This is a genomic window from Citrobacter sp. CK206, assembly GCF_030333125.1.
Taxonomy (GTDB): Bacteria; Pseudomonadota; Gammaproteobacteria; order Enterobacterales; family Enterobacteriaceae; genus Citrobacter_B; species Citrobacter_B koseri.
Window position 1 is genome coordinate 506,317 of sequence record NZ_JAOWGM010000021.1, and the last position, 26,837, is coordinate 533,153.

Annotated in this window: 25 protein-coding genes; 11 read left to right on the forward strand and 14 right to left on the reverse strand. The window is 55.5% G+C overall.

What is annotated here, in order from left to right; all coding sequences use genetic code 11:
* The first annotated feature begins 177 nt into the window (after nt 1-177).
* Nucleotides 178-1,584, forward strand: a complete 1,407-nt coding sequence (gene chiP / locus OGX81_RS05445; RefSeq protein ID WP_012133319.1) for a chitoporin ChiP — start codon at nt 178-180, stop codon at nt 1,582-1,584.
* A 49-nt stretch (nt 1,585-1,633) separates the two neighbouring features.
* Entirely contained in the window at nt 1,634-1,966 is a 333-nt protein-coding gene (chiQ, locus tag OGX81_RS05450; protein ID WP_047458156.1) for a ChiQ/YbfN family lipoprotein, read from the forward strand.
* A gap of 123 nt (nt 1,967-2,089) precedes the next feature.
* Here chiQ and fur read toward each other — a convergent pair whose 3' ends face one another.
* The 4 genes from fur to ybfF form a co-directional block, all read right to left on the reverse strand.
* Nucleotides 2,090-2,536, reverse strand: a complete 447-nt coding sequence (gene fur / locus OGX81_RS05455) for a ferric iron uptake transcriptional regulator (protein WP_007373881.1) — start codon at nt 2,534-2,536, stop codon at nt 2,090-2,092.
* A 289-nt stretch (nt 2,537-2,825) separates the two neighbouring features.
* Nucleotides 2,826-3,356, reverse strand: a complete 531-nt coding sequence (fldA, locus tag OGX81_RS05460; protein ID WP_047458152.1) for a flavodoxin FldA — start codon at nt 3,354-3,356, stop codon at nt 2,826-2,828.
* Nucleotides 3,357-3,506: 150 nt separating this feature from the next.
* Entirely contained in the window at nt 3,507-3,800 is a 294-nt protein-coding gene (gene ybfE / locus OGX81_RS05465) for a LexA regulated protein (protein ID WP_012133315.1), read from the reverse strand.
* Nucleotides 3,801-3,928: 128 nt separating this feature from the next.
* Nucleotides 3,929-4,702 carry an esterase gene (ybfF, locus tag OGX81_RS05470; protein WP_049009846.1) on the reverse strand — a complete coding sequence of 258 codons (774 nt, stop codon included), beginning with the start codon at nt 4,700-4,702 and terminating at the stop codon, nt 3,929-3,931.
* A 197-nt stretch (nt 4,703-4,899) separates the two neighbouring features.
* Here ybfF and seqA point away from each other — a divergent pair, with 197 nt between their 5' ends.
* Both seqA and pgm read left to right on the forward strand, forming a co-directional pair.
* Nucleotides 4,900-5,445, forward strand: coding sequence for a replication initiation negative regulator SeqA (seqA, locus tag OGX81_RS05475; protein ID WP_047458147.1), 546 nt, complete (start codon nt 4,900-4,902; stop codon nt 5,443-5,445).
* A 24-nt stretch (nt 5,446-5,469) separates the two neighbouring features.
* On the forward strand, nt 5,470-7,110 hold the full coding sequence (pgm, locus tag OGX81_RS05480) for a phosphoglucomutase (alpha-D-glucose-1,6-bisphosphate-dependent) (RefSeq protein ID WP_012133312.1): 1,641 nt from the start codon (nt 5,470-5,472) through the stop codon (nt 7,108-7,110).
* Between the two features lie 89 nt (nt 7,111-7,199).
* On the opposite strand, the gene potE is transcribed toward pgm, so the two are convergent.
* The 9 genes from potE to kdpF all read right to left on the reverse strand — a co-directional run bounded on the left by potE (nt 7,200) and on the right by kdpF (nt 19,127).
* The gene (potE, locus tag OGX81_RS05485; protein WP_012133311.1) at nt 7,200-8,519 is read right to left on the reverse strand and encodes a putrescine-ornithine antiporter; all 1,320 of its coding nucleotides are present in this window, start codon (nt 8,517-8,519) and stop codon (nt 7,200-7,202) included.
* Complete coding sequence (speF, locus tag OGX81_RS05490; RefSeq protein WP_049009856.1) at nt 8,516-10,714, reverse strand: ornithine decarboxylase SpeF; 2,199 nt, start codon at nt 10,712-10,714, stop codon at nt 8,516-8,518. The genes potE and speF overlap by 4 nt, the downstream gene beginning before the upstream one ends.
* 256 nt (nt 10,715-10,970) lie before the next feature.
* On the reverse strand, nt 10,971-11,075 hold the full coding sequence (gene speFL / locus OGX81_RS05495; protein WP_114149115.1) for a leader peptide SpeFL: 105 nt from the start codon (nt 11,073-11,075) through the stop codon (nt 10,971-10,973).
* Nucleotides 11,076-11,353: 278 nt separating this feature from the next.
* The gene (gene kdpE / locus OGX81_RS05500; RefSeq protein WP_104868922.1) at nt 11,354-12,031 is read right to left on the reverse strand and encodes a two-component system response regulator KdpE; all 678 of its coding nucleotides are present in this window, start codon (nt 12,029-12,031) and stop codon (nt 11,354-11,356) included.
* Nucleotides 12,028-14,715 (reverse strand): two-component system sensor histidine kinase KdpD, encoded by a 2,688-nt coding sequence (gene kdpD / locus OGX81_RS05505; RefSeq protein ID WP_104868921.1) that lies wholly within the window; start codon nt 14,713-14,715, stop codon nt 12,028-12,030. The genes kdpE and kdpD overlap by 4 nt, the downstream gene beginning before the upstream one ends.
* Complete coding sequence (gene kdpC / locus OGX81_RS05510) at nt 14,715-15,281, reverse strand: potassium-transporting ATPase subunit KdpC (protein WP_104868920.1); 567 nt, start codon at nt 15,279-15,281, stop codon at nt 14,715-14,717. The genes kdpD and kdpC overlap by 1 nt, the downstream gene beginning before the upstream one ends.
* Nucleotides 15,282-15,289: 8 nt before the next feature.
* Nucleotides 15,290-17,338, reverse strand: a complete 2,049-nt coding sequence (kdpB, locus tag OGX81_RS05515) for a potassium-transporting ATPase subunit KdpB (protein WP_104868919.1) — start codon at nt 17,336-17,338, stop codon at nt 15,290-15,292.
* A 20-nt stretch (nt 17,339-17,358) separates the two neighbouring features.
* A complete protein-coding gene (kdpA, locus tag OGX81_RS05520; protein ID WP_104868918.1) occupies nt 17,359-19,038 on the reverse strand; it encodes a potassium-transporting ATPase subunit KdpA in 1,680 nt (559 codons plus the stop codon).
* Nucleotides 19,038-19,127, reverse strand: coding sequence for a K(+)-transporting ATPase subunit F (kdpF, locus tag OGX81_RS05525; protein ID WP_042285393.1), 90 nt, complete (start codon nt 19,125-19,127; stop codon nt 19,038-19,040). The genes kdpA and kdpF overlap by 1 nt, the downstream gene beginning before the upstream one ends.
* A gap of 309 nt (nt 19,128-19,436) precedes the next feature.
* Between kdpF and OGX81_RS05530 the strand changes: the two genes are divergently transcribed.
* Nucleotides 19,437-19,643 (forward strand): YbfA family protein, encoded by a 207-nt coding sequence (locus OGX81_RS05530; RefSeq protein WP_024130535.1) that lies wholly within the window; start codon nt 19,437-19,439, stop codon nt 19,641-19,643.
* 570 nt (nt 19,644-20,213) lie between these two features.
* Here the strand turns inward: OGX81_RS05530 and OGX81_RS05535 are convergent.
* Entirely contained in the window at nt 20,214-21,695 is a 1,482-nt protein-coding gene (locus tag OGX81_RS05535) for an MFS transporter (protein WP_104868916.1), read from the reverse strand.
* Between the two features lie 266 nt (nt 21,696-21,961).
* Here OGX81_RS05535 and ybgI point away from each other — a divergent pair, with 266 nt between their 5' ends.
* The 6 genes from ybgI (at nt 21,962) to OGX81_RS05565 (ending at nt 26,834) form a co-directional block, all read left to right on the forward strand.
* Nucleotides 21,962-22,705, forward strand: a complete 744-nt coding sequence (gene ybgI / locus OGX81_RS05540) for a radiation resistance protein YbgI (RefSeq protein ID WP_024130534.1) — start codon at nt 21,962-21,964, stop codon at nt 22,703-22,705.
* Nucleotides 22,706-22,730: 25 nt separating this feature from the next.
* Complete coding sequence (pxpB, locus tag OGX81_RS05545) at nt 22,731-23,387, forward strand: 5-oxoprolinase subunit PxpB (protein WP_047458123.1); 657 nt, start codon at nt 22,731-22,733, stop codon at nt 23,385-23,387.
* Nucleotides 23,381-24,313: a 5-oxoprolinase subunit PxpC gene (pxpC, locus tag OGX81_RS05550; RefSeq protein ID WP_012133297.1), complete on the forward strand. Its 933-nt coding sequence runs from the start codon at nt 23,381-23,383 to the stop codon at nt 24,311-24,313. Before pxpB ends, pxpC begins: the two co-directional genes overlap by 7 nt.
* Nucleotides 24,303-25,037 carry a 5-oxoprolinase subunit PxpA gene (pxpA, locus tag OGX81_RS05555; protein ID WP_049009860.1) on the forward strand — a complete coding sequence of 245 codons (735 nt, stop codon included), beginning with the start codon at nt 24,303-24,305 and terminating at the stop codon, nt 25,035-25,037. The genes pxpC and pxpA overlap by 11 nt, the downstream gene beginning before the upstream one ends.
* Nucleotides 25,038-25,116: 79 nt before the next feature.
* Nucleotides 25,117-25,842 (forward strand): DUF969 domain-containing protein, encoded by a 726-nt coding sequence (locus tag OGX81_RS05560; RefSeq protein WP_012133295.1) that lies wholly within the window; start codon nt 25,117-25,119, stop codon nt 25,840-25,842.
* A complete protein-coding gene (locus OGX81_RS05565; RefSeq protein WP_012133294.1) occupies nt 25,839-26,834 on the forward strand; it encodes a DUF979 domain-containing protein in 996 nt (331 codons plus the stop codon). The genes OGX81_RS05560 and OGX81_RS05565 overlap by 4 nt, the downstream gene beginning before the upstream one ends.
* The last annotated feature ends 3 nt before the right edge of the window (nt 26,835-26,837 follow it).

Genomic DNA, 26,837 nt, shown 5'->3' on the forward strand with positions numbered 1-26,837 from the left:
TGTGCGGTTGCTCATACTCTTACATTCTCGTTACAGAAAGAGATTGATAATTCGCGTCGCGAAAAATAGTCTATTCACTGTAGTCTGCGAGGTTTTTCTCAACGCTACTTTTACATTTTTATTTTTCGCTGTCCGCTTTTGTTCGGCAGCATTTTATACGTCAAAGAGGATTAACACATGCGTACGTTTAGTGGCAAACGTAGTACGCTGGCGCTGGCTATCGCCGGTATCACAGCAATGTCAGGTTTGGTCGTCGTTCCACAGGCTCAGGCCGAAGGCTTTATTGACGATTCCACGTTAACAGGCGGCATCTATTACTGGCAGCGTGAGCGTGACCGTAAAGATGTCACCGACGATGACAAATATAAAACCAACCTTTCACACGCGACCTGGAACGCCAACCTGGATTTCCAGTCTGGTTATGCGGCTGATATGTTCGGTCTGGATATCGCGGCATTTACCGCGATAGAAATGGCGGAAAACGGCGACAGCGGACACCCCAACGAAATCGCCTTCTCGAAAAAGAATAAAGGTTACGATGAAGATTATTCTGGCGATAAGAGCGGGATCAGCCTCTATAAAGCCGCGGCAAAATTTAAGTACGGGCCAACCTGGGCGCGTGCGGGGTATATCCAGCCGACCGGTCAGACGCTGTTAGCGCCGCACTGGAGCTTTATGCCGGGTACTTATCAGGGCGCGGAAGCCGGAGCGAATTTTGACTACGGTGATGCGGGCGCGCTGAGTTTCTCCTATATGTGGGCCAACCAATATAAAGCGCCGTGGCACACCGATGTTGATAAATTCTATCAGGCCGATAAAAAGACCAAAGTGGATTACCTCCACTCTATCGGCGCTAAATACGATTTCAAAAATGACCTCGTGCTGGAAGCGGCATTTGGTCAGTCAGAAGGGTATGTCGACCAGTATTTTGCCAAAGCCAGCTACAAATTTGATTTGGGCGGCAACCCGTTCACCACCAGCTATCAGTTCTATGGTGCGCGCGACAAAGTTGATGATCGCAGCGTAAACGATATTTATGACGGCACCGCCTGGTTGCAGGCGCTGACTTTCGGTTACAAAGTGGCCGAAGTCGTCGATTTGCGCCTGGAAGGGACCTGGGTTAAGGCGGACGGTCAACAAGGTTACTTCCTGCAACGTATGACGCCAACTTACGCATCCTCAAACGGTCGTCTGGATATCTGGTGGGATAACCGCTCAGACTTTAACGCCAACGGCGAAAAAGCCGTCTTCTTCGGTGCGATGTACGATCTGAAAAACTGGAACCTGCCGGGCTGGGCAGTGGGGGCGTCATACGTTTACGCCTGGGACGCGAAGCCATCAACCTGGCAGATTACCCCGGATGCGTACTATGACAAAAACCGTACCATTGAAGAGTCTTCTTACAGCCTTGATGCGGTCTACACCCTACAGGAAGGCCGTGCCAAAGGCACCATGTTTAAACTGCATTTCACGGAATATGACAACCACTCCAACATCCCAAGCTGGGGCGGCGGTTACGGCAACATCTTCCAGGATGAACGTGACGTGAAGTTCATGGTTATCGCTCCGTTCACTATTTTCTGATGCCCGTTGCGGCAGGCGATTTGTCTGCCGCAACGTTGAGGACACTGATATGAAAAAACTGTTACTCATCGCCATGATGGCATCGGGACTGGTGGCCTGCGCGCAGCCAACCGCGCCGAAAGAAGACAGTCAGTTAAAAGAGGCATATAGCGCCTGCATCAATACGGCGCAAGGTTCGCCAGAGAAAATTGAGGCCTGTCAGAGTGTACTGAACGTGCTGAAGAAAGATGACCAGCACAAGCAGTTTGCTACAGAAGAGAGCGTGCGCGTGCTGGATTATCAGCAGTGCATTCAGGCTACGCGTACGGGGAACGATCAGGCGGTGACCGCCGATTGCGATAAAATCTGGCAGGAAATTCGCAGTAAAAATAGCGCCAAATAAAAGCAGGGCGGGTTAATGGCGGGCGGAGAGAACTCTCCGCCCGTTTGCGTTTTTTAAGGCCGCTACCGGCTCGGAAGCATAAAAAAAGCCAACCGGTCGGTTGGCTTTTTAGCAGGTTTCACATTACTTCGCGTCGTGCGCGTGCTCGTCTTCCCGGCAATCGCCTTCAGCGCAGTGGCCGTAGAGATAGAGGCTGTGGTTCGTCAAACGAATGCCATGCTTAGCCGCAATCTCACGCTGGCGCGCTTCGATAGAATCATCACTGAATTCGATCACTTTGCCACAATCGAGGCAAATAAGGTGATCGTGATGATGCTGTTGGGTCAGCTCAAAAACGGATTTACCGCCTTCAAAATTGTGGCGGGTTACGATACCGGCGTCATCAAACTGGTTCAGCACGCGGTACACAGTCGCCAGCCCAATCTCTTCACCCATGTCGATCAGACGTTTATATAAATCTTCCGCACTGACGTGATGGTTATCCGGTTCCTGAAGAACTTCCAGAATTTTTAAACGAGGAAGCGTTACTTTCAGGCCAGCCTTCTTTAATGCGGTATTGTTGTCAGTCATGCGGAATCTGTCCTGTTGCTAAACGATTCACTTCAAACAAAGAAGTGACAGAAATTGCACTTGAGATCATGCGTTTCATTATAGAACTGCCACGCCTAAATGAAAACTGCAAGCCTCCGGCAAATATTGTTAATAAAAACGAGGTATCGCCAACAAACATACTGTGCAATACCAGAATAACACCCGGACATTGTACAGGGTCAGGCAAGAAAGTTACAAATTTGTAGCAATTATTTTAATTGGTTTTATCTATTGATGCGACGCAGATGCTTTTCTGCGCCGCACAAAATCAGGCGTTAATGATTTCGTCGAGGTGCAGTTCGCCGGAAATCTGTTTAACCCATTTTTCAACGCGCTCTGCGGTCAGTTCAGGCTGACGGTCTTCGTCGATAGCCAGACCAACAAAGTGATCGTCGTCAGCCAGACCTTTGGACGCTTCAAAATGGTAGCCCGCCGTTGGCCAGTGGCCGACGATGGTCGCGCCGCGCGGCTCAATGATGTCGCGGATGGTGCCTAACGCGTCGCAGAAATATTCTGCGTAATCTTCCTGGTCGCCGCAGCCGAACAGCGCCACCAGTTTACCGTTAAAATCAATCTCTTCGAGAGTCGGGAAGAAGTCATCCCAGTCACATTGCGCTTCACCGTAGTACCAGGTCGGGATGCCCAGCAGCAGGATGTCGTACCCTTCCAGGTCCTCTTTGCTGCTTTTCGCAATGTCATGCACATCGGCAACGTCTTTACCAAGCTGTTTTTGAATCATTTTTGCGATATTTTCGGTATTACCGGTGTCGCTGCCGAAAAAGATGCCAGTGATTGCCATGAGTAAAATAACCTCTTGAAACTTATTGAAATGGTGGTGGCGTATTGCCCGCAGATAAGGGCAATCATAGCAGAACAGTCAGGCATGCGGAAACAGCAATCACGCGGGACTGCACTCTGTGCTACATGATTTATGATATTGAGCAGTTTTTCAGACTACGCCCTGGCCGCGCAGCGCTGCCAGTTGAGTCATCAGCATCTCTTCGATGAGTTCGCTACGGCTCATATTGCGGGATTCGGCCAGCTCGTTCAGCGCATCGACAGCCTCAGCGTTGAGTTTCAGTTCGACACGCTTAAGGCCACGTACTTTGTCGCGTTTTAGCTGGTTACGCTTATTAATGCGCAGCTGTTCATCACGCGAAAGCGGATTGGTTTTGGGTCGTCCCGGGCGACGCTCGTGTGCGAACAGATCTAATGTCGTACGGTCCGTTTGTTCTTTGGCCATGATTTTGGTGACTTCGGGGAAACAATCAGCCAGGCGTCTGCCCGGATGGATAGCGCGCCATCATACATCAGCAAGGCAGACACGCCAACGCCCGCGGACGTAATCGCGCGCGGACGCTGAGTTTTTAATCAGTTGGCCTTATCTGCCAGATAGCGACGAATGGCGCGCAGCACCGCATCGGGTTTTTCCGCGTGAACCCAGTGGCCCGCTCCGGCGATGACGTGCGCTCGCGCCTGAGGGAACTGCGCCAGCAGATCGTGACGATATGCTTCGGTCACATAAGGCGAGTTGCCGCCGGGGATAAACAACGCCGGGCGATCCCAGGCTGGAATGGTCTCCCAGCCCACAATATGTGGATACTGTTCCCACAACACCGGTACGTTAAAGCGCCATTCGCCGTCGATAAACGATTTCAGCAGAAACTGGATGACGCCTTCTTCTTGCAGATGTTGACGCATAACGGTGGCGGCCTGTTGACGGGTTTCGGCGCCCGCGTCGGTGACGGCATTGATGGCGGCGAAGATTTCATCGTGGCGGCGAACGTGGTAATCGACCGGCGCGATGTCGATCGCGACCAACTGGTCAATACGCTCCGGCGCCAGCGCGGTGAGCGCCATTACCGCTTTACCGCCCATGGAGTGGCCGATAAAGGTGGCTTTCTCAATGCCTTCGGCATCGATGGTATCCAGTAAATCTTGCGCCATTGCCGGGTAGTCCATCACCGGATCGCGAGGGGAGAGACCGTGGTTGCGCATATCAACCTGAATGATATCGTGATCGGTCACCAGGTCGCGCGCCAGCACGCCGAGGTTGTCCAGGCTGCCAAACAAACCGTGAACGAGGACGATGGGAGAATTATTGTGCAGGTTTTGTGCAGTTTGCGCTCGGATATTCAATTTCATGGCAAAGTTCTTTTTTTCGCTCTGTCGGGTTAGGGTATTATGTTGACTATTCTGCCACAGGGCTGCAACAACTACGGTTTACTCCGAGTTTTTCCGTCAGCCAGGTTTGACGCTATCCGCTGTTGGAATTTGCCTTTACACTACGTGCAGGTAATCCCAACGACTTGTATTCAGATAAGACACCGCACTGGATTAAGATGAAAACGATTGAAGTTGATGATGAACTCTATAGCTATATTGCCAGCCACACCAAGCATATTGGCGAGAGCGCATCCGACATTTTACGGCGCATGTTGAAGTTTTCCGCCGTATCACAGCCTGTCACTCCGGCGGCGAAAGAGGTTCGCGTCGCGCAACCTGCTATCGTGGAAGCGAAGCCCGTCAACCCCGTAAAAGATAAAGTCCGCGCCATGCGTGAACTGCTGCTTTCCGACGAGTACGCGGAGCAGAAGAAAGCGGTAAACCGCTTCATGCTGGTGCTGTCTACACTCTACTCACTGGATAATCGTGCGTTTGCCGAAGCAACGGAGTCGTTGCATGGCCGTACGCGTGTCTATTTTGCGGCTGATGAACAAACGCTGCTGAAAAATGGTAATCAAACCAAACCGAAACATGTGCCCGGCACGCCGTATTGGGTGATTACCAACACCAACACCGGCCGTAAATGCAGCATGGTTGAACACATCATGCAGTCAATGCAATTCCCGGCGGAATTGATTGAGAAGGTTTGCGGAACAATTTAATCCTTGCATTAAAAGGACCAGGCAATGGCAATCCACAACCGTGCAGGTCAACCTGCGCAACAGAGTGATTTGATTAACGTCGCCCAACTGACGGCACAGTACTATGTACTGAAACCCGAAGCAGGGAATGCAGAGCACGCCGTGAAGTTCGGTACGTCCGGGCATCGCGGTAGCGCAGGTCGTCATAGTTTTAACGAGCCGCACATCCTGGCGATCGCCCAGGCGATTGCGGAAGAGCGTGCAAAAAACGGTATCACTGGTCCTTGTTATGTGGGCAAAGATACCCACGCGCTGTCTGAACCGGCATTTATCTCTGTACTGGAAGTGCTGGCGGCGAACGGTGTTGATGTCATCGTGCAGGAAAACAATGGCTTCACGCCAACGCCTGCCGTTTCTAACGCTATCCTGGTTCACAATAAAAAAGGCGGCCCGCTGGCTGATGGCATCGTGATCACGCCATCTCACAACCCACCGGAAGACGGCGGTATTAAGTACAACCCGCCAAACGGCGGCCCGGCGGATACCAACGTCACCAAAGTGGTGGAAGACAGGGCCAACGCGCTGCTGGCTGACGGTCTGAAGGGCGTGAAGCGTATCTCTCTGGATGCGGCGATGGCCTCAGGCCACGTTAAAGAGCAGGATCTGGTGCAGCCGTTCGTTGAAGGGCTGGCGGATATCGTCGATATGGCGGCGATTCAGAAAGCGGGCCTGACGCTGGGCGTCGATCCGCTGGGCGGTTCCGGTATCGAATACTGGAAGCGTATTGCTAAGCACTACAACCTGAACCTGACTATCGTTAACGATCATGTTGACCAGACGTTCCGCTTTATGCATCTCGACAAAGACGGCGCAATCCGTATGGACTGTTCCTCCGAGTGCGCGATGGCGGGTCTGCTGGCGCTGCGTGATAAGTTCGATCTGGCGTTCGCCAACGACCCGGACTATGACCGCCACGGCATCGTGACTCCGGCAGGACTGATGAACCCGAACCACTATCTGGCGGTAGCGATCAACTATCTGTTCCAGCACCGCCCGCAGTGGGGCAAAGAGGTGGCGGTCGGTAAAACGCTGGTTTCCTCTGCGATGATCGACCGCGTAGTGAACGATTTGGGGCGTAAACTGGTGGAAGTGCCGGTCGGCTTTAAATGGTTCGTCGACGGTCTGTTCGACGGCAGCTTCGGCTTCGGCGGCGAAGAGAGCGCCGGGGCGTCTTTCCTGCGTTTCGACGGCACGCCGTGGTCTACCGATAAAGACGGCATCATCATGTGCCTGCTGGCGGCGGAAATCACGGCCGTCACCGGGAAGAACCCGCAGGAGCACTACAACGAGCTGGCGGCCCGCTTTGGCGCGCCGAGCTATAACCGTTTGCAGGCAAGCGCAACGTCTGCGCAGAAAGCCGCGTTGTCTAAGCTCTCTCCAGAAATGGTGAGCGCCAGCACGCTGGCGGGCGATCCGATCACCGCGCGTCTGACGGCGGCGCCGGGTAACGGCGCGTCGATTGGCGGCCTGAAAGTGATGACCGACAACGGCTGGTTTGCCGCGCGGCCTTCTGGTACGGAAGACGCTTATAAGATTTATTGCGAAAGTTTCCTTGGCGAGGAACACCGCAAGCAGATCGAAAAAGAAGCGGTTGAGATTGTCAGCGAAGTGCTGAAAAACGCGTAAGTGCGGTTTGTGTGCCGGGCGGTACTGCGTTTGCCCGGCTACAACAACGATCGTAGGCCCGGTAAGCGTTAGCGCCACCGGGCTTTTTTTTAACCGTGTTTGTTTTTCAGCTCAAAGCGCGGCGATACCAGTCCATACAGCGTCCAGCCGAGGAAGGTCACGATGGAGCCGTACAGCATCGCTTCTTCACCGGAGGAATACAGCGCATAGAAGCTGTACAGCGCGCCGATGAATGCCACGAAGTTCGCCGTTTTGGCTTTTGACGACGGAACATTTGCCACTTTCTGAATGATCACCAGCGCGGCCATCGACAGAATGTACGGGATAATGTTTGTCACCACCGCCAGGTTAACCAGCACGTTGAACTGGCTGTTCAGCGATGGGCTGATGGTCATCAGCGATAATCCGCTCTGGATAATCACGATGGTCAGCATCCCCTGAACCGGCGCATCCACTTTCGTTACGCGAGAGAAGATTTTCGGGAAATAACCTTCATCCGCCGAGGATTTGAAGACCTGGGCGATAGTGAACTGCCAGCCCAGCAGCGAACCGCAGCAGGACATCACCATTAACGCCATGATCACTTTACCGACTTCCGGGGTAAACATCTGTGCGAACGCCAGACCGAACGGCGCGGTGGAGTTGGCCAGATCCATGTTCGGTACGATCCCGGCAATCACGTTGGTGGAGATGATGTAAATCACCGCCGCGCCCAGCGTACCGCCTAATACCGCAATCGGTACGTTACGCTCCGGGTTTTCCACCACTTCGGCGTTGGCGCAGGCAGATTCCAGACCGAGGAAGGCCCACAGCGTCATCGCAATAGAAGAACCGACGGCGGTGAAGAACGGTACGTGATGCGGGTTCCAGGAGTTGGCGTACAGCGTCGGGCTAAACCAGAACCAGCCGATGATGCACAGACCGACAACCGGAATAATCACGCCCCAGACGGTGATACTGCTGATTTGCCCGGTAATGCGCGCGCCGCCGAAGTTGGCAACGGTGCACAGCCACAGCACGCCGATGGTCGCCAGACCGATCTGCACCGGTGACAGCGTGGCGCCGAACAGCTCGGTGCCGTAGCCGACGGCGGAGATGGCGATAGCGACGTTGGCAATCAACAGCGAAACGCCATAGGTGTAGTTCGCCATAAAGTTGCCGGACTTACCAAAGGCATACTCCGCGTAGCCGCCCATACCGCCGGATTTACGGCTGAACATCCCGCATTTGGCGAAAGCCCATGCCAGCGCCATTGAACCAACGGCAGTCACCAGCCACGAGATGATCGAGATGGTGCCGACCTCTGCAAGTTTGGTGGGCAGCATGATAATCCCGGAGCCCATCATATTGACCATTGTCAGGATGGTGAGCTGAACGACGCCCATTTTATTGGATTTGGCTTTACTCATAATTTTTCCCCTTTCAGCAGGGTGTTCTGTGCTTCGCGCGGTTTAATGACGTAGCACCACACCTGTTTACGGCCGTCGTGTTCTTCGATGTAAACGCCCTGTAGTTCAGGCGCAAAGCCCGGCAGCAGGTTGATCCCTTCTTCCAGCGCGCTGAAATAACGCAGCACCGCACCGCCCCAGATTTCCCCCGGAACAACGCACAAAACCCCTGGCGGATACGGAAGCGCGCCTTCTGCCGCGATCCGTCCTTCCGCGTCCGGCAGGCGAACCAGTTCGACTTCACCGCGCAGATAGGCGTAGTTGGCATCCTGCGGGTTCATGCTGACGCGTGGGAAATGGGATTTACGGAACATCTCTTTTTGCAGCTGTTTCACGTTATGGCGTGCGTACAGATCGTGCATCTCCTGGCACAGTTGACGCAGGGTGTAGCCGGCATAACGCGCTTCATGCTGCTTATAAATTGACGGCAGAACGTCAGCCAGCGGCGCATCGGCTTCCAGCAGTTTCTCAAAGCGCACCAGCAGGGCGACGAGTTGCTGCAATTTCGCCATGTCTTCCGCTGGCGTCAGCAGGAACAGGATCGAGTTGAGATCGCATTTTTCCGGCACCACGCCGTTTTCACGCAGGAAGTTGGCAAGGATGGTCGCCGGAACGCCAAAGGTGTCGTATTCGCCGTTGCGCGCATTGATGCCCGGCGTCGTGAGCAGCAGTTTGCACGGATCAACAAAGTACTGGTGTTCGGCGTAGCCTTCGAAGGCATGCCAGTGTTCGCCCGGCACAAAGTGGAAGAAGCGCAGGTCGTTTGCGATCTCCGCCGTGGGGTAAGACTGCCACGGTTTGCCGTCGATCAATTCCGGCACGAACGGACGGATGTGATGGCAGTTATCAAGGATCAGCTTACGAGCATTGATGCCATTCGCCACGCAGTCCATCCACATGTTACGGCCACCGACGCCTTCGTGCATTTTGGCGTTGATGTCCAGGGCGGCGAACAGCGGGTAAAACGGGCTGGTGGAGGCGTGCATCATGAACGCGTTATTCATACGTTTATGCGGCACATAGCGAGACTGACCTTTGATATGGCTGTCTTTCTTGTGGATCTGCGAGGTCTGGGAGAAACCGGCCTGCTGTTTGTGAACAGACTGCGTGACCAGGATACCCGGATCGTTCTCGTTCAGATCCAGCAGCAACGGCGAGCAATCGGCCATCATCGGAATAAACTGCTCGTAGCCGACCCATGCGGAGTCAAACAGGATGTAGTCGCACAGATGACCAATCTTATCCACCACCTGACGGGCGTTATAGATGGTGCCGTCGTAGGTGCCTAACTGGATCACCGCCAGGCGGAACGGGCGGGCGTCTTGCGCGCGTTGCGGCGCCACTTCGCTGACCAGTTCACGCAGATAGCCTTCTTCAAAGCAGTGGGCGTCGATCCCGCCGATGAAGCCGTACGGGTTGCGCGCGGTTTCCAGATAAACCGGCGTCGCGCCCGCCTGCAACAGCGCGCCGTGGTGGTTCGATTTGTGGTTATTACGATCGAACAGCACCAGATCGCCTGGGGTCAGCAGCGCGTTAAGTACCACTTTGTTTGACGATGAGGTGCCGTTCAGCACAAAGTAGGTTTTATCGGCGTTGAACACTTTCGCGGCGTGTTGTTGCGCGATGCACGGCGCGCCTTCATGGATAAGCAGATCGCCCATCGCCACGTCGGCGTTACACAAATCAGAGCGGAAAAGCGTTTCGCCAAAGTACTCAACGAACTGGTTCCCTGCGGGGTGACGGCGGAAGAATTCACCACCCTGATGCCCCGGACAGTCAAATGCGCTGTTGCCCTGGTTTACGTAGTCCACCAGCGCCCGGAAGAACGGCGGGCGCAGTTGCGTTTCATAGTGGCTGGCAGCGGTCTCCAGTTGGCGGCCATAGAAGGCGTTACGGGCTTCATTATGTTCGAATACGCCCGAGATCCGCGGCAGATATTCTGCCGGAACGCGCTCTTCATTTTGTGTCGCGATAAACACGGGAATACCGTAGCCCGTCGCATCAATCTCATCGAGTTTACCTCGTTCAATATCATTGATGGATAACACGATAGCGGCAACATCAATGAAATTACTTTCATCAACATTAACGATACTGCGCTGTGTAGAAAAACAATCAGGGCAGGAACGACTGACGGCAATTTTTAATTCAGACATTTTCATCTCTTTATTTTCAGGTAATAGCAGGTCCTCAATTTCTCGAATGAGAAACTGATAGCTCCGGAAAAAAAGCAATACGACGCCACTGATAAATAAATCAGTAAATTGCTTTTTAGAAGATGCAATAAACCCTAACCTTTCCGGTCACAGGTAAAACAGGGTTATGCAGTGTGAGCACCACGAGATACAGGCGTTAGCCTGCGATACAAGGGGTCAGGAAGACCTGTATGCTGGAGTGCCCTTAGTCGAAAGACTAACGGGCATTAAAGAAATGAAAGTCGAAGCTGTTACGGTGAGCAAACATCATAATATGAGTTGTCCGCCTTATATGGGGCATTGTACGGCTATTATTTTCCATTTTGGTTACCTTTACTGGATAAGTGGAAGGTGAGGGTATTTTATCCAGTAAATGAGCCTGATCTGTGAAGAAGATCAATAAAAAACGATCATTTCTAAAATATTTAGTCGTTGTTTATGCATATCACACGATAAGATATCGTATTGTTGTTTATATGTTATGGGTTTGTATTTTTATATTTTTTAAGGAATGAGCTTACACTGCAAAATACATTATTTGCAGTGTGGTTAATGATAAAAATGATATTTAGGAATTAATTAAAAAAAATGAATAACCATTCATGGCATAAAACGATAACCGATTCCGGTTTCGGTAATGAAATGGCGGGGGCGGGCGGGATCTTTCTCCAGTTTCTGTCGCAGGTGACCCATATAAATACGCAAATAGTGACTGTGCTCGACGGCGTTCGGGCCCCAGACCTGGTTCAACAGCTGCCGCTGGGTGAGCACTTTGCCCGCATTATTCAGCAACACGGCCAGTAGGCGAAACTCAATCGGCGTCAGGTGAATTTCTTCTTCATCACGGTGGACAAGGTGTGCTGCTAAGTCCACTTTTATGCTGGAAAAGTGCGCGATGGGGTCAGAAGAAGAGCCGCTGGCGTGACGGCGCAGCGCCACGCGTAAGCGCGCCTGTAGTTCGCCAATGCCGAAGGGTTTACTCAGATAGTCATCGGCGCCTGCATCCAGCGCAGTGATTTTATCGCTCTCCTCGCTGCGAGCAGAAAGCACAATCACCGGAATTGCGCTCCATTGTCGCAGGTCGCGAATAAAATCGATGCCGTCGCCGTCAGGCAGGCCAAGATCAAGAATGATGAGATCGGGTTTCCGCGTGGCGGCTTCCAGCAACCCACGGCTTAGCGTCTCTGCTTCGTACACGCGCAGCCCGTCGCTTTCCAGCGCGCTGCGCAGAAAGCGGCGAATAGCCTGTTCGTCTTCAACAATCAGAACGTTGGTCACATATCCTCATGAAAATCTTCAAGTTCAGGCGCAGTTTCCTGCGGGAGTGTAACACGGAAACAGGCTCCGCCCTGCGGGCGATTGTGGGCGGAAATCGTTCCACCGTGCACTTCAACAATCGCCTGGCAAATAGCCAGCCCCAGCCCAACGCCCGGTACGGCAGACTCTTTATTTCCCCGGGCAAATTTATCAAAGATGCTTTTCTCCTGCCCGTCAGGAATGCCGGGGCCATTATCCCAGACGTCAAGCTGAAGATGTTCGTCTTCAATATGGGCATCAATGCCGATCTCCGCCTGCGAACCGGCGTATTTGACGGCGTTTTCCAGAAGGTTGATCAGTACCCGTTCAAACAGCGGGCCGTCAACGTGTACCAGCGTCAGCGGCGCTGGCAGCGACAGGTTAATGGGGTGGGATAGCCCCGGCTCCAGCATTTGCAGGGCGCTGCCGACAACCTCTTCCAGCGTCAGCCACTCTTTTTTAAGATTAAATCCACCGGACTGGATGCGCGCCATATCCAGCAGGTTATTCACCAGCCGGGTGGTGTTGAGTATGTGCTGGCGGATTTCGCTGGCCTGGCGCGCATGTGGCGATCCTTCACTTGCCAAATCCAGGGTTAAAATCTCCGCCTGACCAAACAGCACCGTCAGCGGCGTGCGTAAGTCGTGGGAGAGGGCGGCGAGCAGGGCATTGCGAATGCTCTCGCGCTCGCTGGCGAGTCGGGCCAGCTCTTCACTGGCGGTAAGCGTCAGACGCTCCAGCGCGCTGGCGACCAGCAAGGTGAATGTTTCCAGTAGCCGCTGTTGCTCCGGGATCATCAACTGACGAAGATTCCCCGGCTCGACCACCACCAGTCCATGCGTTTTATCGGCGCTTTTTAACGGTAAAATTTGATACGGCACGCCGGGCAGGGTATCCGTGCCCGCCCCGGCCGGCTGGCCTTTGTCAAAGCTCCACCGGGCGATGGCGTCATCCCACGGCGTTATGCCCTGCTGGTGGGTCAGCGGCATCAGTGTGCCGTTTTCATCCGGCAATAACACCTGGCTGCGGGCCTGAAACGTGGAAGCGATAAACTGTTCGCTGGTGGCGGCGATATCCTGCCTGCTTCGCCCCACCGCCAGCGCTTTGGACATCTCGTACAGATGGCGCGTGCGCTGTTCCCGATAGCGGGCAACCCGCGCCTGATAGCGTACGCCCGCCGTCAGGTTACCGATCACCAGCCCCACCGTCAGCATCACGGCGAAGGTCAACAGATACTGCACATCGGAAACGGCAAGCGTGCCGCGAGGAGCAATAAAAAAGAGATCGAAGCTGGCGACGTTAATAAAGGTTGCCACTACCGAGGGCCAGCGCCCATAAAACAGAGCGATAATCACCACGCCCAGCAGATACAGCATCACCAGGTTAGCGGCATCAAAGGCGACCATCCACTGTACGGCGATGACGGTGGTCACCGCGCAAAGGGCGATCGCGACCAGGCAGCCCTGTATCTGCACCCGCCACTTATCTTTGAAGGCACGGGTATCCGGTGTCTGATTCAACGGGCGAGTCGGGGGATCATCAAGGGCGACGACCACCTGATCGAGATCCGGCGCCTGTTTCGCCAGGCGATCGGCAAACGAATCTCTGCGCCACCAGCGTCGCGTTGCCGGACGCCCCAGCACAATTTTGCCAAGATTATGTTCCCGGGCGTAACGCACAACCGCTTTTTCTTCGGCGGGATCGGAAAGCGTGGCGGTCTCTGCGCCCAGCTCCTGCGCCAGACGCAGGGCGCTCAAGATGGCGCGCCGCTGCTTTTCCGGCAGGCGATGCAGCGCCGGGGTTTCGACATACACCGCGTGCCAGACGCTGCCGAGGCGGGCAGCCAGCCGCGCGGCGGCACGCACCAGTTTTTCACTGCCGGTGTTGTGCCCGATGCACAGCAGAATGGCGTCGCGGGTATGCCACACTTTCTCTTCGCCTGGATGGCTCCGCCAGGCGCGCATTTGATCGTCCACCCGGTCGGCCGTGCGGCGCAGCGCCAGTTCACGCAGGGCGATCAAATTGCCTTTGCGAAAGAAGTGCTCAATGGCGCGTTCAGCCTGGCCGGCAATGTACACCTTGCCCTCTTTCAGACGCGCTCGCAGATCGTCAGGCGGCAGGTCGACCAGAACCACCTCGTCGGCGGCATCGAAGAAGGGGTCTGGTACGGTTTCTCGAACCTGAATGCCGGTCACGCCGCTGACCACATCGTTGAGGCTTTCCAGGTGCTGGACGTTGACGGTGGTAAAGACGTCAATACCCGCTTCCAGCAGTTCTTCTATATCCTGCCAGCGTTTAGGGTGGCGCGAGCCTGGCGCATTACTGTGCGCCAGTTCGTCCATGAGAATAAGCGCCGGGCGACGGACCAGCGCCGCGTCGAGATCGAACTCGCTGAGATGGCGTCCGTGACGCGTCTGCCGTTTTAGCGGCAGGATGCTGAGGCCGTCCAGCAGCGCGGCGGTCTCTTTACGCCCGTGGGTTTCCACGACACCCGTCAAAATATCCAGCCCTTGCGCCCGCAGTCGCTGCGCCTCAGCCAGCATCGCCCAGGTTTTCCCAACGCCTGCGCAGGCGCCGAAGAAGATTTTCAGTTTTCCCCGGTGTGGTGCGGCGGTCTGTTCCAGCAGGCGATCGGGGTCAGGGCGTAGCGGTTCTTCATTAACCATCAGAGCTTATCCAGCGCTAAATTGAGTTCCACGATATTGACCACTGGCTGGCCGATAAAACTGACCAGCGGCTTTTGCGTATATTCTGCGACCAACTGCGTCACGGCTTCAACGCTGAGATTTCGCGCTTTGGCGACGCGCGGGATCTGCCACGCCGCCGCCGCTGGCGTCAGGTTATTGTCCAGCCCGCTGGCGGAGGCGGTGAGCAGTTCCACCGGAATCGTCGTGCTGGCGTCCGGGTTAGCGGCCCGCAGCGCCTTCACCCGCTGCTGCAACTGGTTATCCAGCTCCGGGTTGCTGACCGCCAGATTACTGCCGCCGGAAGCCATGGGATTATAGGGTATTTCCGCCGTTGCTGACGGGCGTCCCTGAAAATAGCCGTCGGCGGTAAAATTCTGCCCGATAAGCGCAGAGCCGCGCACGAGACTGCCATCAATAATCAGTGAGCCGTTAGCCTGATGCGGGAACCACCATTGCCCCAGCGCGGTGGTAAGCAGCGGGTAAATGCCGCCGGTTAGCAGCGTCAGAAACACCAGCGTTGATAATGCAGGACGTAATCCACTCATTATAAACCTCACACCAGACCCAGCAGAGTCAGCAGTAAATCAATCACTTTAATGCCGATAAACGGCACAACCAGACCACCCAGGCCGTAAATCCACAGATTACGGCGCAGCATGGCAGAGGCCGAAAGCGGCTTATAGCTCACCCCTTTCAATGCCAGCGGGATCAGAAAAACGATAATCAACGCATTGAAGATCACCGCGCTGAGGATTGCGGAATCCGGCGAATGCAGACGCATAATGTTCAGCGTATTCAACTGCGGGTACGTCGCGGTAAACGCCGCCGGAATGATGGCGAAATATTTCGCCACGTCATTGGCGATACTGAACGTGGTGAGCGAACCGCGCGTCATCAGCATCTGTTTACCGATATGCACCACTTCGATCAGCTTGGTCGGGTTGGAATCCAGATCCACCATGTTACCGGCTTCTTTCGCTGCCTGAGTACCGGAGTTCATTGCCACCGCCACATCAGCCTGCGCCAGCGCCGGTGCATCGTTGGTTCCGTCGCCAGTCATCGCCACCAGGCGACCTTCAGCCTGGTACTGGCGGATCAACGCCAGCTTGGCTTCTGGTGTGGCTTCCGCCAGGAAATCATCCACACCGGCTTCGGCGGCAATCGCCGCGGCCGTCAGGCGGTTGTCGCCGGTGATCATCACCGTTTTGATGCCCATTTTGCGCAACTGGGCAAAACGTTCCTTAATCCCGCCTTTGACAATATCTTTCAGCGCGATAACGCCCAGCACGCGGGAACCTTCCACCACCACCAGCGGCGTGGCGCCAAGACGGGCGACGCTATCCACTTTTTGCTCCACGTCAGCAGGGAAGTGACCGCCGCTGGCTTCAACGTGGCGGCGAATGGCATCCACGGAACCTTTACGGATCATTCGGTTATCAATGTTGATGCCGCTCATCCGGCTTTGCGCGGTAAAGGGAACAAAGGTGGCATGGCGCGACTGCACATCGCGCTCGCGCAGATTAAAACGCTGTTTGGCGAGAATGACGATGCTGCGGCCTTCCGGCGTCTCGTCGGCCAGCGAAGAGAGTTGCGCCGCGTCGGCCAGCGTCTTTTCATCCACGCCCTGAGCGGGCAGAAAGTCCGAGGCCTGACGGTTGCCGAGAGTGATGGTGCCGGTTTTATCCAGCAGTAGGACGTCCACGTCGCCTGCGGCTTCCACCGCCCGCCCGCTGGTGGCGATGACGTTTGCTCCCAGCATTCGACTCATCCCGGCGACGCCGATCGCCGAAAGTAATCCGCCGATAGTGGTAGGGATCAGGCAAACCAGCAGGGCGACCAGCACCGTCACGCTAACGGCATGGCCGCCCCAGGCGGAAAAGGGCCAGAGCGTGGCGGTTGCCAGTAAAAAGACAATAGTCAGGGCAATCAGCAGAATGGTCAGCGCGATTTCGTTTGGCGTTTTACGGCGCTGCGCGCCTTCCACCATCGCGATCATCCGGTCAAGGAAGGTTTCGCCAGGATTCACGCTGCATTCGATGACCAGCCAGTCGGAGAGAATACGTGTTCCGCCGGTCACTGAGGCAAAGTCGCCGCCAGATTCACGAATCACCGGCGCGGACTCACCGGTAATGGCGCTTTCGTCCACCGATGCGCCGCCTTCAATGACCTCGCCGTCGCAGGGAATAATATCGCCCGCTTCAACCAGGACGATATCCCCTTTACGCAGCTCATCGGCAGGGAGGCGATCCGCCTGCGCGCCATACTTTGGTTCACGCAGTTTGCGGGCAAATGCCGTTTTCTTCACCCCTTTCAGACTGCTGGCCTGCGCTTTGCTGCGACCTTCCGCCAGCGCTTCGGCAACGTTTGCGAACAGGACGGTAACCCACAGCCAGAGGCTTATCGCGCCAGTAAACCGGGGATTACCTGGCATCTGCCCGGTTGCCATCGCCGCCGTGATAAGGGTCGTCAGCAGACTGCCGATCCAGACAATAAACATGACCGGATTGCGCCACTGGGTATGTGGGCTTAATTTTTTCACGGCCTCGATCAGCGCCTGAGCGACCAGGGAGGGCTCGAACAGCGCCAGTTGTTTGCGACTCATCACCATGTACTCCGCTTCGCTCAATATAAAGAGAGGTGTTCAGCAACCGGCCCAAGCGCCAGCGCAGGAATAAAGGTCAGTGCGCCCACCAGCAACACCGTACCGATCAGCAGGCCGACAAACAGCGCGCCGTGCGTCGGCAGTGTGCCGGGGCTGGCCGGCTGGCGCTTTTTACCGACCAGCGATCCGGCAATTGCCATGACCGGGATAATCACCCCGAAGCGACCGATAAACATGCAGAAGGCCAGCAGGCAGTTCCAGAAGGGCGTGTTGGCGTTCAGACCGGCAAAGGCGCTGCCGTTGTTGTTGGCCGCCGAAGAGACGGCGTACAGCACTTCGCTAAAACCGTGTGGGCCGGGGTTGAGCATTCCGCTACGGCCGGTTTCGGTCATCATCGCCAGCGCCGTACCGAGCAATACCAACGTCGGGGTAATCAGAATCGCCAGAGCGGTCATTTTCATTTCGCGCACGTCGATTTTTTTACCCAGATATTCTGGCGTGCGGCCAATCATCAGCCCGGCGATAAATACGGCTAACAATACGAACAACAGCATGCCGTACAAACCCGAACCGACGCCGCCAAAAACCACTTCGCCGATTTGCATCAGCCACATTGGCACCATGCCGCCCAGCGCGGTAAAAGAGTCATGCATAGCGATAACCGCCCCGCAGGAGGCCGCCGTGGTCACGACGGCGAACAGGCTGCTGACCAGCACGCCAAAGCGGCTCTCTTTGCCTTCCATATTGAGGCTGCTGTCGGCGCCAAATTTCAGCAGATGAGGATTGCCCTGAACTTCCGCCGACATCATCACGGCGACGCAGACCACGAAAATGAACGACATCGCCCACAGCAGCATCTGCCCCTGACGGCGATCGCCTGACGCATCGCCAAAGGCAAAGCAAAGCGCGGCGGGAATCAAAAAGATCGCCAGCATCTGTACCATGTTGGTTAATGCGCTCGGGTTTTCAAACGGATGCGATGAGTTGGCGTTGAAGAACCCGCCGCCGTTGGTGCCGAGCATCTTTATGGCTTCCTGTGAAGCTACCGGCCCCATCGGTAAAAGCTGTTTCACACCTTCAACACTGGTGAACGATTGATAGGGCAGCAGGTTTTGCAGTGCGCCCTGCTGGATGAAAAGCAGGGCGATTAACAGGGCGAGCGGCAATAAGATCCACAGCGTAATGCGCACCAAATCCATCCAGGCGTTGCCCAGCGTATTCATGCTCTGGCGCGTAAAGGCGCGGATCAGGGCGAAGATCACCGCGATACCGGTAGCCGCCGACAGGAAGTTCTGTACGGTCAGTCCCGCCATCTGGCTGAAGTAGCTTAAGGTGGTTTCCCCGCCGTAGGACTGCCAGTTGGTATTGGTGACAAAACTGATGGCCGTATTGAGCGCCAGATGCCAGGAAAGACCAGGCAACTGCTGCGGGTTCAGCGGCAGCAGGTTTTGCCCCAACAGCATCAGAAACAGCACTGCCAGACCCAACAGATTCAGGGTAAGAATGGCCAGCAGATACTGTTTCCAGTCCATTTCCTGCGTCGGTATCCCCAACCCGCGCCATAGCAGACGCTCTGCGCTGGCGGTGCCTGGCAGGGGAATGTCGTTGATAAGTCGCGCCAGACCCACGCCTAAAGGGCGGGCGAGCACGAACAGGATCAGTAAAAAACTGGCTGTCAGTAAAAATCCCTGGGCCGCCATCAGAATGCCTCCGCATTAATCAGGGCATACACCAGGTAACCCAAAAGTAAGAAAATCAGCACGATGCCGATGATTACGCCTGCACTCACGGTGCACCTCCAGTGGTTTTTCTTCTGATATGCGGAGGGTAATTTTTTGCCTGCAAAGATTTCGCAAAAATCGGCGCGTAGGGTGTAAAAAAAGTATAAAAATGGAAAAGACCATCATTTAACTAATGATTAGTATTAATTTAACTTTTATGTAACTTAATTACAGGGCGAATGTAAATAAAGCTTAAATAGACAAAAATAAGTGGTCGGATGAGTAGTAAAATTACACGCAAAGCGGTACTATTTTCAGCAGATAACCAATTTGACTTTACCGGTGATGATTACCGGCCAGATAAAGGGGAGAAAAGTATGGAACTCTATAAAGAATATCCAGCTCATGTTGTTTTGTTACGCCGCACTCTCGCCGTTGTGGCTGGGGTTCTGGCGCTGCCGGTCATGTTGTTCTGGAAAGACCGTGCTCGTTTTTACAGCTATCTGCATCGCGTCTGGTCGAAAACCAGCGATAAACCGGTGTGGATGGAGCAGGCAGAAAAAGTGACCTGCGATTTCTACTGATATACAGCATCGTCCGAGAAAACCGCCAACAGAAATGTGGCGGTTTTTTTATACGTTATGCCGGATGGCGGCGATGCCTTATTCGGCCTACAGATAGTGCCACACTGTAGGCCCGGTAAGCGTCGCGCCACCGGGCCTAAGAAATGTGGCGGTTTTTTTATACATTATGCCGGATGGCGGCGATGCCTTATCCGGCCTACAGGATAGTGCCACACTGTAGGCCCGGTAAGCGTAGCGCCACCGGGCGTAAGAAATGTGGCGGTTTTTTTTATACATTATGCCGGATGGCGGCGATGCCTTATCCGGCCTACAGGATAGTGCCACACTGTAGGCCCGGTAAGCGTAGCGCCACCGGGCGTAAGAAATGTGGCGGTCGGATGGCGGCGATGCCTTATCCGGCCTACAGGATAGTGCCGCACTGTAGGCCCGGTAAGCGCCGCGCCCCCGGGCGTAAGAAATGTGGCGGTTTTTTTATACGTTATGCCGGATGGCGGCGATGCCTTATCCGGCCTACAGAATAGAGCCACACTGTAGGCCCGGTAAGCGTAGCGCCACCGGGCGTAATGTCATTCAGGACTCAACCGCCAGCGGGCGGTTTCTGAATTTGAGTGACTGATACAGCCAAATCAACAGTACCAGCGCCACGCAGGCCAGCGCTCCCCAGGTTATCTGGTCGAACACATCGATATAGGCATTGATGGCGTAGTTGATCGCGCCGCTTGCATCAAACGCGCTCTGCGAGGTCTGATCAGCAATGACGCCAGCCAGATAGTTGGCGATTGCGCCGGAGAGCAACATATAGATACCGGTCAGAACGCCCGTCACGCCAGGGATCTCAATACGTGTAATCTGCGACATTGCGACCGGGTCGATGAACAACTCGGCAAAACCCATTACCGCCAACCCTAAGATCATCAGTGGCATAGAAGAGTGACCGTAGGCGGCAGATAACCGGGCGCTTACGGTCAGAATGCAGAATCCGGCGCTCATTAAACCGAGACCCAGGGCGAATTTCCCCCAGATCCGCACGGTACGGTTGCCGCCCATACTCTCCTTAATCAGCCAGGCCAGCACCACGCCGCACAGCATGACCGCGAAGGCATTCACTGACTGGAACATTGCCGTCGGTACTTCGTAACCCAGAATCGTACGGTTCACAAATCGGTCGATGTACAAACTGATGGAGCTGCCGCCCTGTTGGGCGAACGCCCAGAACAACATGCTGAAGAAGGTGAGAACCACAATCAGCCCCAGCTCTTTACGCTGTTTTTGCGTTTGTGCCTGACGGTAGATTTTTGTCAGCACCGCAAGACCAATGACGGTGGCGACAATCAGCGCATAGACCGACCATTCTTTCCAGAACAGCACCGTGATCAGCAGCGGTGCGGCAACTAACAGCACCAGCAGCCAACACCAGTTGGGCAGAACAAACGTTCTGGCGTGCAGCGCGGCTTTATTCACCCCAGTGGTGTGGGCGAAATGGCGATTGCCGTACAGGAAGATAATTAACCCGGCGATCATGCCGATGGCGGCCAGCGCAAAACCCATCGCCCAGCTGTACTCTTCCTGAACATAACCACAGGCGATAGGGGCAACGATCGAGCCGATATTACCGGCGGCATACAGCAGTGAGAATCCCCCGTCGCGGCGTGGATCTTCCGGTTTATACAGCTCACCCAACAGGCAACTGATGTTGGATTTGAACAGACCGTAACCGCAGACGATGATCGCCAGCGACAAATAAAGGAAGGTCGGCGCGATTTCACTCGCCCCCAGCACCAGATGCCCAACGGCCATCAAAAATGCTCCCAGCATGACAGCCATGCGATTACCAAGCACTTTATCCGCCAGATACCCGCCGAGAATCGGGGTGACATAGACCAGCGAACAGTAAGCGCTGAACAGCGCATACGCATGGTTATCGTCGTATTTTAGCTGGTTGGTGAGATAGAGAATCAGCAGGGCGCGCATGCCGTAAAAGCTGAAGTATTCCCAAATTTGCAGTGCGACGACGTAATAAATGGCGCGCGGTTGAGAAGATGGTTTATTCATTGTGATTCCGGGATGGATGTCACACCGCAAAAGAAATCCGCGACGTGAGTGTGTTTCCTTAAAGTTATAACTTCGATACAGATCTGATTATTTTTGCAATATGCTGTCTGATTGCATAAATATACATGAATCAGATCGAGTAAGGGTAAGCATTTTGCGTCTTAAAACGGCGTGATTGTTTCTCAATGTGTCGAAGAAATGGCTATCGACGAAGTGACGGGAGAACGCTATTTTAACGTAGTGCACATATGAAGAAGGGAGCGATGATGAAAAACACCGAACTGGAACAACTGATCAATGAAAAGCTGAACAGCGCGGCCATCAGCGATTACGCGCCGAATGGCTTACAGGTCGAAGGCAAAGAGACGGTGCAAAAAATCGTGACCGGCGTGACGGCAAGCCAGGCCTTACTGGATGAAGCGGTACGCCAGCAGGCTGATGCGGTCATCGTTCATCATGGTTACTTCTGGAAAGGGGAATCTCCGGTCATTCGCGGTATGAAACGCAACCGGCTGAAAACGCTGCTGGCGAATGACATTAACCTCTATGGCTGGCATCTGCCGTTGGATGCGCACCCGGAACTGGGAAACAACGTGCAGCTGGCGGCGCTGCTCGGCATTACCGTGATGGGAGAAATCGAGCCGCTGGTGCCGTGGGGAGAGTTATCAATGCCGGTGCCGGGGCTGGAACTGGCCTCGTGGATTGAAGCGCGCCTGGGACGTAAACCGTTATGGTGCGGCGATACCGGGCCGGAAAAAGTGCAGCGTGTGGCCTGGTGTACCGGTGGCGGGCAAAGTTTTATCGACAGCGCCGCGCGCTTTGGCGTGGATGCGTTTATTACCGGCGAGGTCTCTGAACAGACGATTCACTCCGCCCGCGAACAGGGGCTGCATTTCTATGCCGCCGGACACCACGCCACCGAGCGCGGCGGTATTCGCGCGTTAAGCGAATGGCTGACTGAAAATACGAGTCTGGATGTGACCTTTATTGATATTCCTAATCCGGCATAACGCATAAAACACGAGAGGGACGAAAGTGCAACGAGCGCGTTGTTATCTGTTAGGTGAAACGGCAGTGGTGCTGGAGCTTGAACCGCCGGTCACGCTGGCATCCCAGAAACGCATCTGGCGACTGGCGCAGCGTCTGGTCGATATGCCGAATGTTGTTGAAGCAATTCCGGGTATGAACAATATCACGGTGATCCTGCGCGAGCCGCAGACGCTGGCGCTGGATGCGATTGAACGTTTGCAGCGCTGGTGGGAAGAGAGCGAGGCGCTGGAGCCTGATTCACGCTTTATCGAAATTCCCGTGACCTACGGCGGCGAGGGCGGCCCGGATCTGGCGGAGGTGGCGCGACACAGCGGATTAAGCGAAAAGCAGGTGGTTGAACTGCACGCTTCAGTAGAGTACGTCGTCTGGTTTTTAGGTTTTCAGCCGGGCTTCCCGTATCTCGGGGGCTTACCGGAACAATTGCACACGCCAAGACGGGCAGAACCGCGCCTGATTGTTCCGGCGGGTTCCGTGGGGATTGGCGGCCCGCAAACCGGGATTTACCCTCTGCCAACGCCGGGCGGTTGGCAACTAATCGGCCATACGCCGCTGAAGCTGTTCGACCCACAGCGGGATGAGCCCATCCTGTTACGTCCGGGCGACACCATACGCTTTGTCCCGCAGAAGGAGGGGGTATGCTGAACATTATTCGCGCGGGTATGTACACCTCAGTGCAGGATGGGGGACGACACGGCTATCGTCAGTCCGGTATTAGCCATTGCGGCGCGCTGGACAAACCGGCGCTGCATATCGCGAACCTGCTGGTGGGGAATGACGCCAGTGCTCCGGCGCTGGAGATTACGCTCGGCCAACTGGTGGTGGAATTTGAATCCGACGGCTGGTTTGCATTGACCGGCGCCGGGTGCGAGGCCCGTCTGGACGACCAACCGGTCTGGACCGGCTGGCGGCTGCCGGTGAAAGCGGGGCAGCGTCTGGCGCTGAAGCGCCCGCTCCACGGAATGCGCAGCTATCTGGCCGTGGCAGGCGGCATTGACGTGCCTGAAGTGATGGGGTCGTGCAGTACCGACCTGAAGGTCGGCATTGGCGGGCTGGAAGGGCGCTTGTTAAAAGATGGCGATCGGCTGGCGACAGGAAGGTCAGAACGCCAGTTCAGCGGCCCGCAGGGCGTTAAACAGCTGCTGTGGGGGAACCGGATTCGCGCGTTGCCTGGCCCGGAATACCAGGAGTTTGAAGCGGCCTCGCAGGAGGCGTTCTGGCGCTCGCCGTGGCAGCTTAGCCCGCAAAGTAACCGTATGGGCTATCGTTTGCAGGGGCAACCGCTGAAACGTACCACCGAACGTGAGTTACTGTCGCACGGACTGCTGCCGGGCGTTATTCAGGTGCCGCATAATGGTCAGCCGATCGTGCTGATGAACGATGCCCAGACCACTGGCGGCTACCCGCGTATCGCCTGCATCATTGAGGCGGATATGTATCATCTGGCGCAGATCCCTCTCGGGCAACCGATCCATTTTGTTCAGTGTACGCTGGAGGAGGCGCTTAAGGCGCGTCACGACCAGCAGCGTTATCTGGAACAGTTAACATGGCGACTCAACGATGAACATTGATCTTAACGCAGACTTAGGAGAAGGGTGCGCCAGCGATGCGGCGTTACTGCAACTGGTGTCATCCGCCAACATCGCCTGCGGATTTCACGCGGGCGATGCGCAAACCATGCTGGCGAGCGTGCGCGAAGCGCTGAAAAACGGCGTAGCGATTGGCGCGCATCCCAGTTTCCCGGATCGGGAAAACTTTGGCCGCACCGCCATGACGTTACCGCCGGAAACCGTCTATGGCCAGACGCTGTACCAGATCGGCGCGCTGGCGGCGATAGCCCGCGCGGAAGGCGGCGTTATGCGTCATGTCAAACCGCACGGTATGTTGTACAACCAGGCGGCGAAAGATCCACAGCTGGCGGATGCCATCGCCAGAGCGGTACATGCCTGCGATCCGTCGCTGATTCTGGTCGGGCTGGCGGGCAGCGAACTGATCCGCGCAGGCGAGCATTATGGCCTGACGACGCGTCAGGAAGTTTTTGCCGATCGGGGGTATCAGGCTGACGGCAGCCTGGTGCCGCGAACCCAGCCGGGCGCGCTGGTAGAAGACGAAGAGCACGCGTTGGCGCAAACGCTGGGCATGGTGGAATCCGGTAGAGTGAAAAGCATTACCGGTGAATGGGCGAACGTTGTGGCGCAAACGGTATGTATTCACGGCGACGGCGAGCACGCACTCGCTTTTGCCCGTCGTTTGCGCGCGGCGTTTGAAGAACGCAGTATCAGGATTATGGCATAACCAATAACCAGGCTGACACAGTGCCCGAAGAGGCGCTGTGCAAATAAAAACAACGCAACACGACTGACAGGAACGGATCATGGGAGACGCAATTTCTCTCTGGCCACTGATGGGTATCGCCGTCATTGTGGCTGGATTTCTTTTACGCTTTAACCCGGTATTAGTGGTCATTATTGCCGGGATCGTCACGGGACTGGCGGCGCAGATGCCGATCGCCACGATCCTCGAAAAACTGGGTGAAGGGTTCCTCAATACCCGTAACCTGCCCTTTATTCTGCTGATTCCGCTGGCGGTTATCGGTCTGCTGGAACGCCACGGGCTCAAAGAGCGCGCGCAGGCGTGGATCGCGAAAATCCGCAGCGCCACAGCAGGACGTCTGCTGATTGTCTATCTGTTTGTCCGCGAAGCGACGGCAGCGCTGGGGCTGACCAGTCTCGGCGGCCATCCGCAAATGGTGCGTCCGTTGCTGGCGCCGATGGCGGAAGGGGCGGCAGAGAAAATACACGGGGAACTGCCAGGCACGGTTCGCTACCGGCTGCGGGCAATGTCAGCAGCCACCGATAACGTCGGGCTGTTTTTTGGCGAAGACATTTTCGTGGCTTTTGGCGCCATCATCTTTATGCACAACTTCATGCTGGAGTCCGGCGGGATTCAGACCGAGCCGCTGCATATTGCGCTGTGGGGGATTCCGACGGCGATCTGCGCTTTTCTGATTCACGGCGCGCGCCTGTGGCGTCTGGACAATTATCTGCAACGTGAGGTGGCGAAAGTCAGCGCGGCGATGAGCAAAGGAGAGGCGAAATGAATTTTCAACAAAGCTATCTCTATTGGCTGGCCGGTGTGGTGCTGTTGATTGTCGCCGTCATGTCGTGGCAGGACAAAGCCAACCCGCGTCGCCTGACGACGGGGTTATTCTGGGGCGTTTATGGCGTACTGTTCCTGCTCGGCGACTGGACTTATCAGCTGGTGGGCGACAAACGCATGGTTAACATCGCCGTCGGTGGGGCGGTGGTGGTGATGGCGCTGATTGCCGGTTTCGGCGGCGTGAAGCTCGGAAGCTATCACCAGCGAACTCGCGAACAGCGTGAGGAAAGCGCCAGTCGTCTGGGCAACCGCCTGTTTTATCCGGCGCTGGCGATCCCGGTGGTCACGGTGATCGGCGTGCTTATGTTCAACCATGTTCCCGGATTGCAGGAGGCGCTGTTCGGGCCGGGCAATCACGCCACGCTGGTGACGCTGTTTTCCATGACTGCGGGGTCATTAATTGGTCTGGGGATGGCGATAAAGATGACGCATGAGAAGGTGCACCAGCCGATTCAGGAAGCGCGTCGTCTGCTGGATTCCATCGGTTGGGCGTTCATTTTGCCGCAGATCCTCGCCACGTTAGGGCTGTTATTTACCGCGGCAGGCGTCGGCAGCGGAATTTCGTATCTCACCCAGGAATATCTTGCCGTCGATAGCCGTTTTATCGCAGTGGCGGTCTACACCATCGGTATGGCGCTACTGACGATGGTGATGGGGAACGCCTTTGCCGCATTCCCGATTGTGACGGCGGGGATTGGGATTCCAATCCTGGTGCTGCAACATGGCGGGAACCCGGCGGTGATGGCGGCAATCGGCATGTTCTCCGGCTACTGCGGAACGCTGATGACGCCGATGGCGGCAAACTTTAATATCGTGCCTGCGGCGCTGCTGGAACTGCCGGATAAAAATGCGGTGATCAAAGCGCAGGTGCCGACCGGTATTGTGCTGCTGTTGGTTAACGTGTTTCTGATGTATTTCCTGATGTTTCTGTAAGGA

What these genes read in the sequence shown, in the direction of transcription:
- chiP (WP_012133319.1), top strand. Translation starts at nt 178, where the DNA reads ATGCGTACGTTTAGTGGCAAACGTAGTACGCTGGCGCTGGCTATCGCC.
- chiQ (WP_047458156.1), top strand. Translation starts at nt 1,634, where the DNA reads ATGAAAAAACTGTTACTCATCGCCATGATGGCATCGGGACTGGTGGCC.
- fur (WP_007373881.1), bottom strand. Translation starts at nt 2,536, where the DNA reads ATGACTGACAACAATACCGCATTAAAGAAGGCTGGCCTGAAAGTAACG.
- fldA (WP_047458152.1), bottom strand. Translation starts at nt 3,356, where the DNA reads ATGGCAATCACTGGCATCTTTTTCGGCAGCGACACCGGTAATACCGAA.
- ybfE (WP_012133315.1), bottom strand. Translation starts at nt 3,800, where the DNA reads ATGGCCAAAGAACAAACGGACCGTACGACATTAGATCTGTTCGCACAC.
- ybfF (WP_049009846.1), bottom strand. Translation starts at nt 4,702, where the DNA reads ATGAAATTGAATATCCGAGCGCAAACTGCACAAAACCTGCACAATAAT.
- seqA (WP_047458147.1), top strand. Translation starts at nt 4,900, where the DNA reads ATGAAAACGATTGAAGTTGATGATGAACTCTATAGCTATATTGCCAGC.
- pgm (WP_012133312.1), top strand. Translation starts at nt 5,470, where the DNA reads ATGGCAATCCACAACCGTGCAGGTCAACCTGCGCAACAGAGTGATTTG.
- potE (WP_012133311.1), bottom strand. Translation starts at nt 8,519, where the DNA reads ATGAGTAAAGCCAAATCCAATAAAATGGGCGTCGTTCAGCTCACCATC.
- speF (WP_049009856.1), bottom strand. Translation starts at nt 10,714, where the DNA reads ATGTCTGAATTAAAAATTGCCGTCAGTCGTTCCTGCCCTGATTGTTTT.
- speFL (WP_114149115.1), bottom strand. Translation starts at nt 11,075, where the DNA reads ATGGAAAATAATAGCCGTACAATGCCCCATATAAGGCGGACAACTCAT.
- kdpD (WP_104868921.1), bottom strand. Translation starts at nt 14,715, where the DNA reads ATGGTTAATGAAGAACCGCTACGCCCTGACCCCGATCGCCTGCTGGAA.
- kdpC (WP_104868920.1), bottom strand. Translation starts at nt 15,281, where the DNA reads ATGAGTGGATTACGTCCTGCATTATCAACGCTGGTGTTTCTGACGCTG.
- kdpB (WP_104868919.1), bottom strand. Translation starts at nt 17,338, where the DNA reads ATGAGTCGCAAACAACTGGCGCTGTTCGAGCCCTCCCTGGTCGCTCAG.
- kdpA (WP_104868918.1), bottom strand. Translation starts at nt 19,038, where the DNA reads ATGGCGGCCCAGGGATTTTTACTGACAGCCAGTTTTTTACTGATCCTG.
- OGX81_RS05530 (WP_024130535.1), top strand. Translation starts at nt 19,437, where the DNA reads ATGGAACTCTATAAAGAATATCCAGCTCATGTTGTTTTGTTACGCCGC.
- OGX81_RS05535 (WP_104868916.1), bottom strand. Translation starts at nt 21,695, where the DNA reads ATGAATAAACCATCTTCTCAACCGCGCGCCATTTATTACGTCGTCGCA.
- ybgI (WP_024130534.1), top strand. Translation starts at nt 21,962, where the DNA reads ATGAAAAACACCGAACTGGAACAACTGATCAATGAAAAGCTGAACAGC.
- pxpC (WP_012133297.1), top strand. Translation starts at nt 23,381, where the DNA reads ATGCTGAACATTATTCGCGCGGGTATGTACACCTCAGTGCAGGATGGG.
- pxpA (WP_049009860.1), top strand. Translation starts at nt 24,303, where the DNA reads ATGAACATTGATCTTAACGCAGACTTAGGAGAAGGGTGCGCCAGCGAT.
- OGX81_RS05560 (WP_012133295.1), top strand. Translation starts at nt 25,117, where the DNA reads ATGGGAGACGCAATTTCTCTCTGGCCACTGATGGGTATCGCCGTCATT.
- OGX81_RS05565 (WP_012133294.1), top strand. Translation starts at nt 25,839, where the DNA reads ATGAATTTTCAACAAAGCTATCTCTATTGGCTGGCCGGTGTGGTGCTG.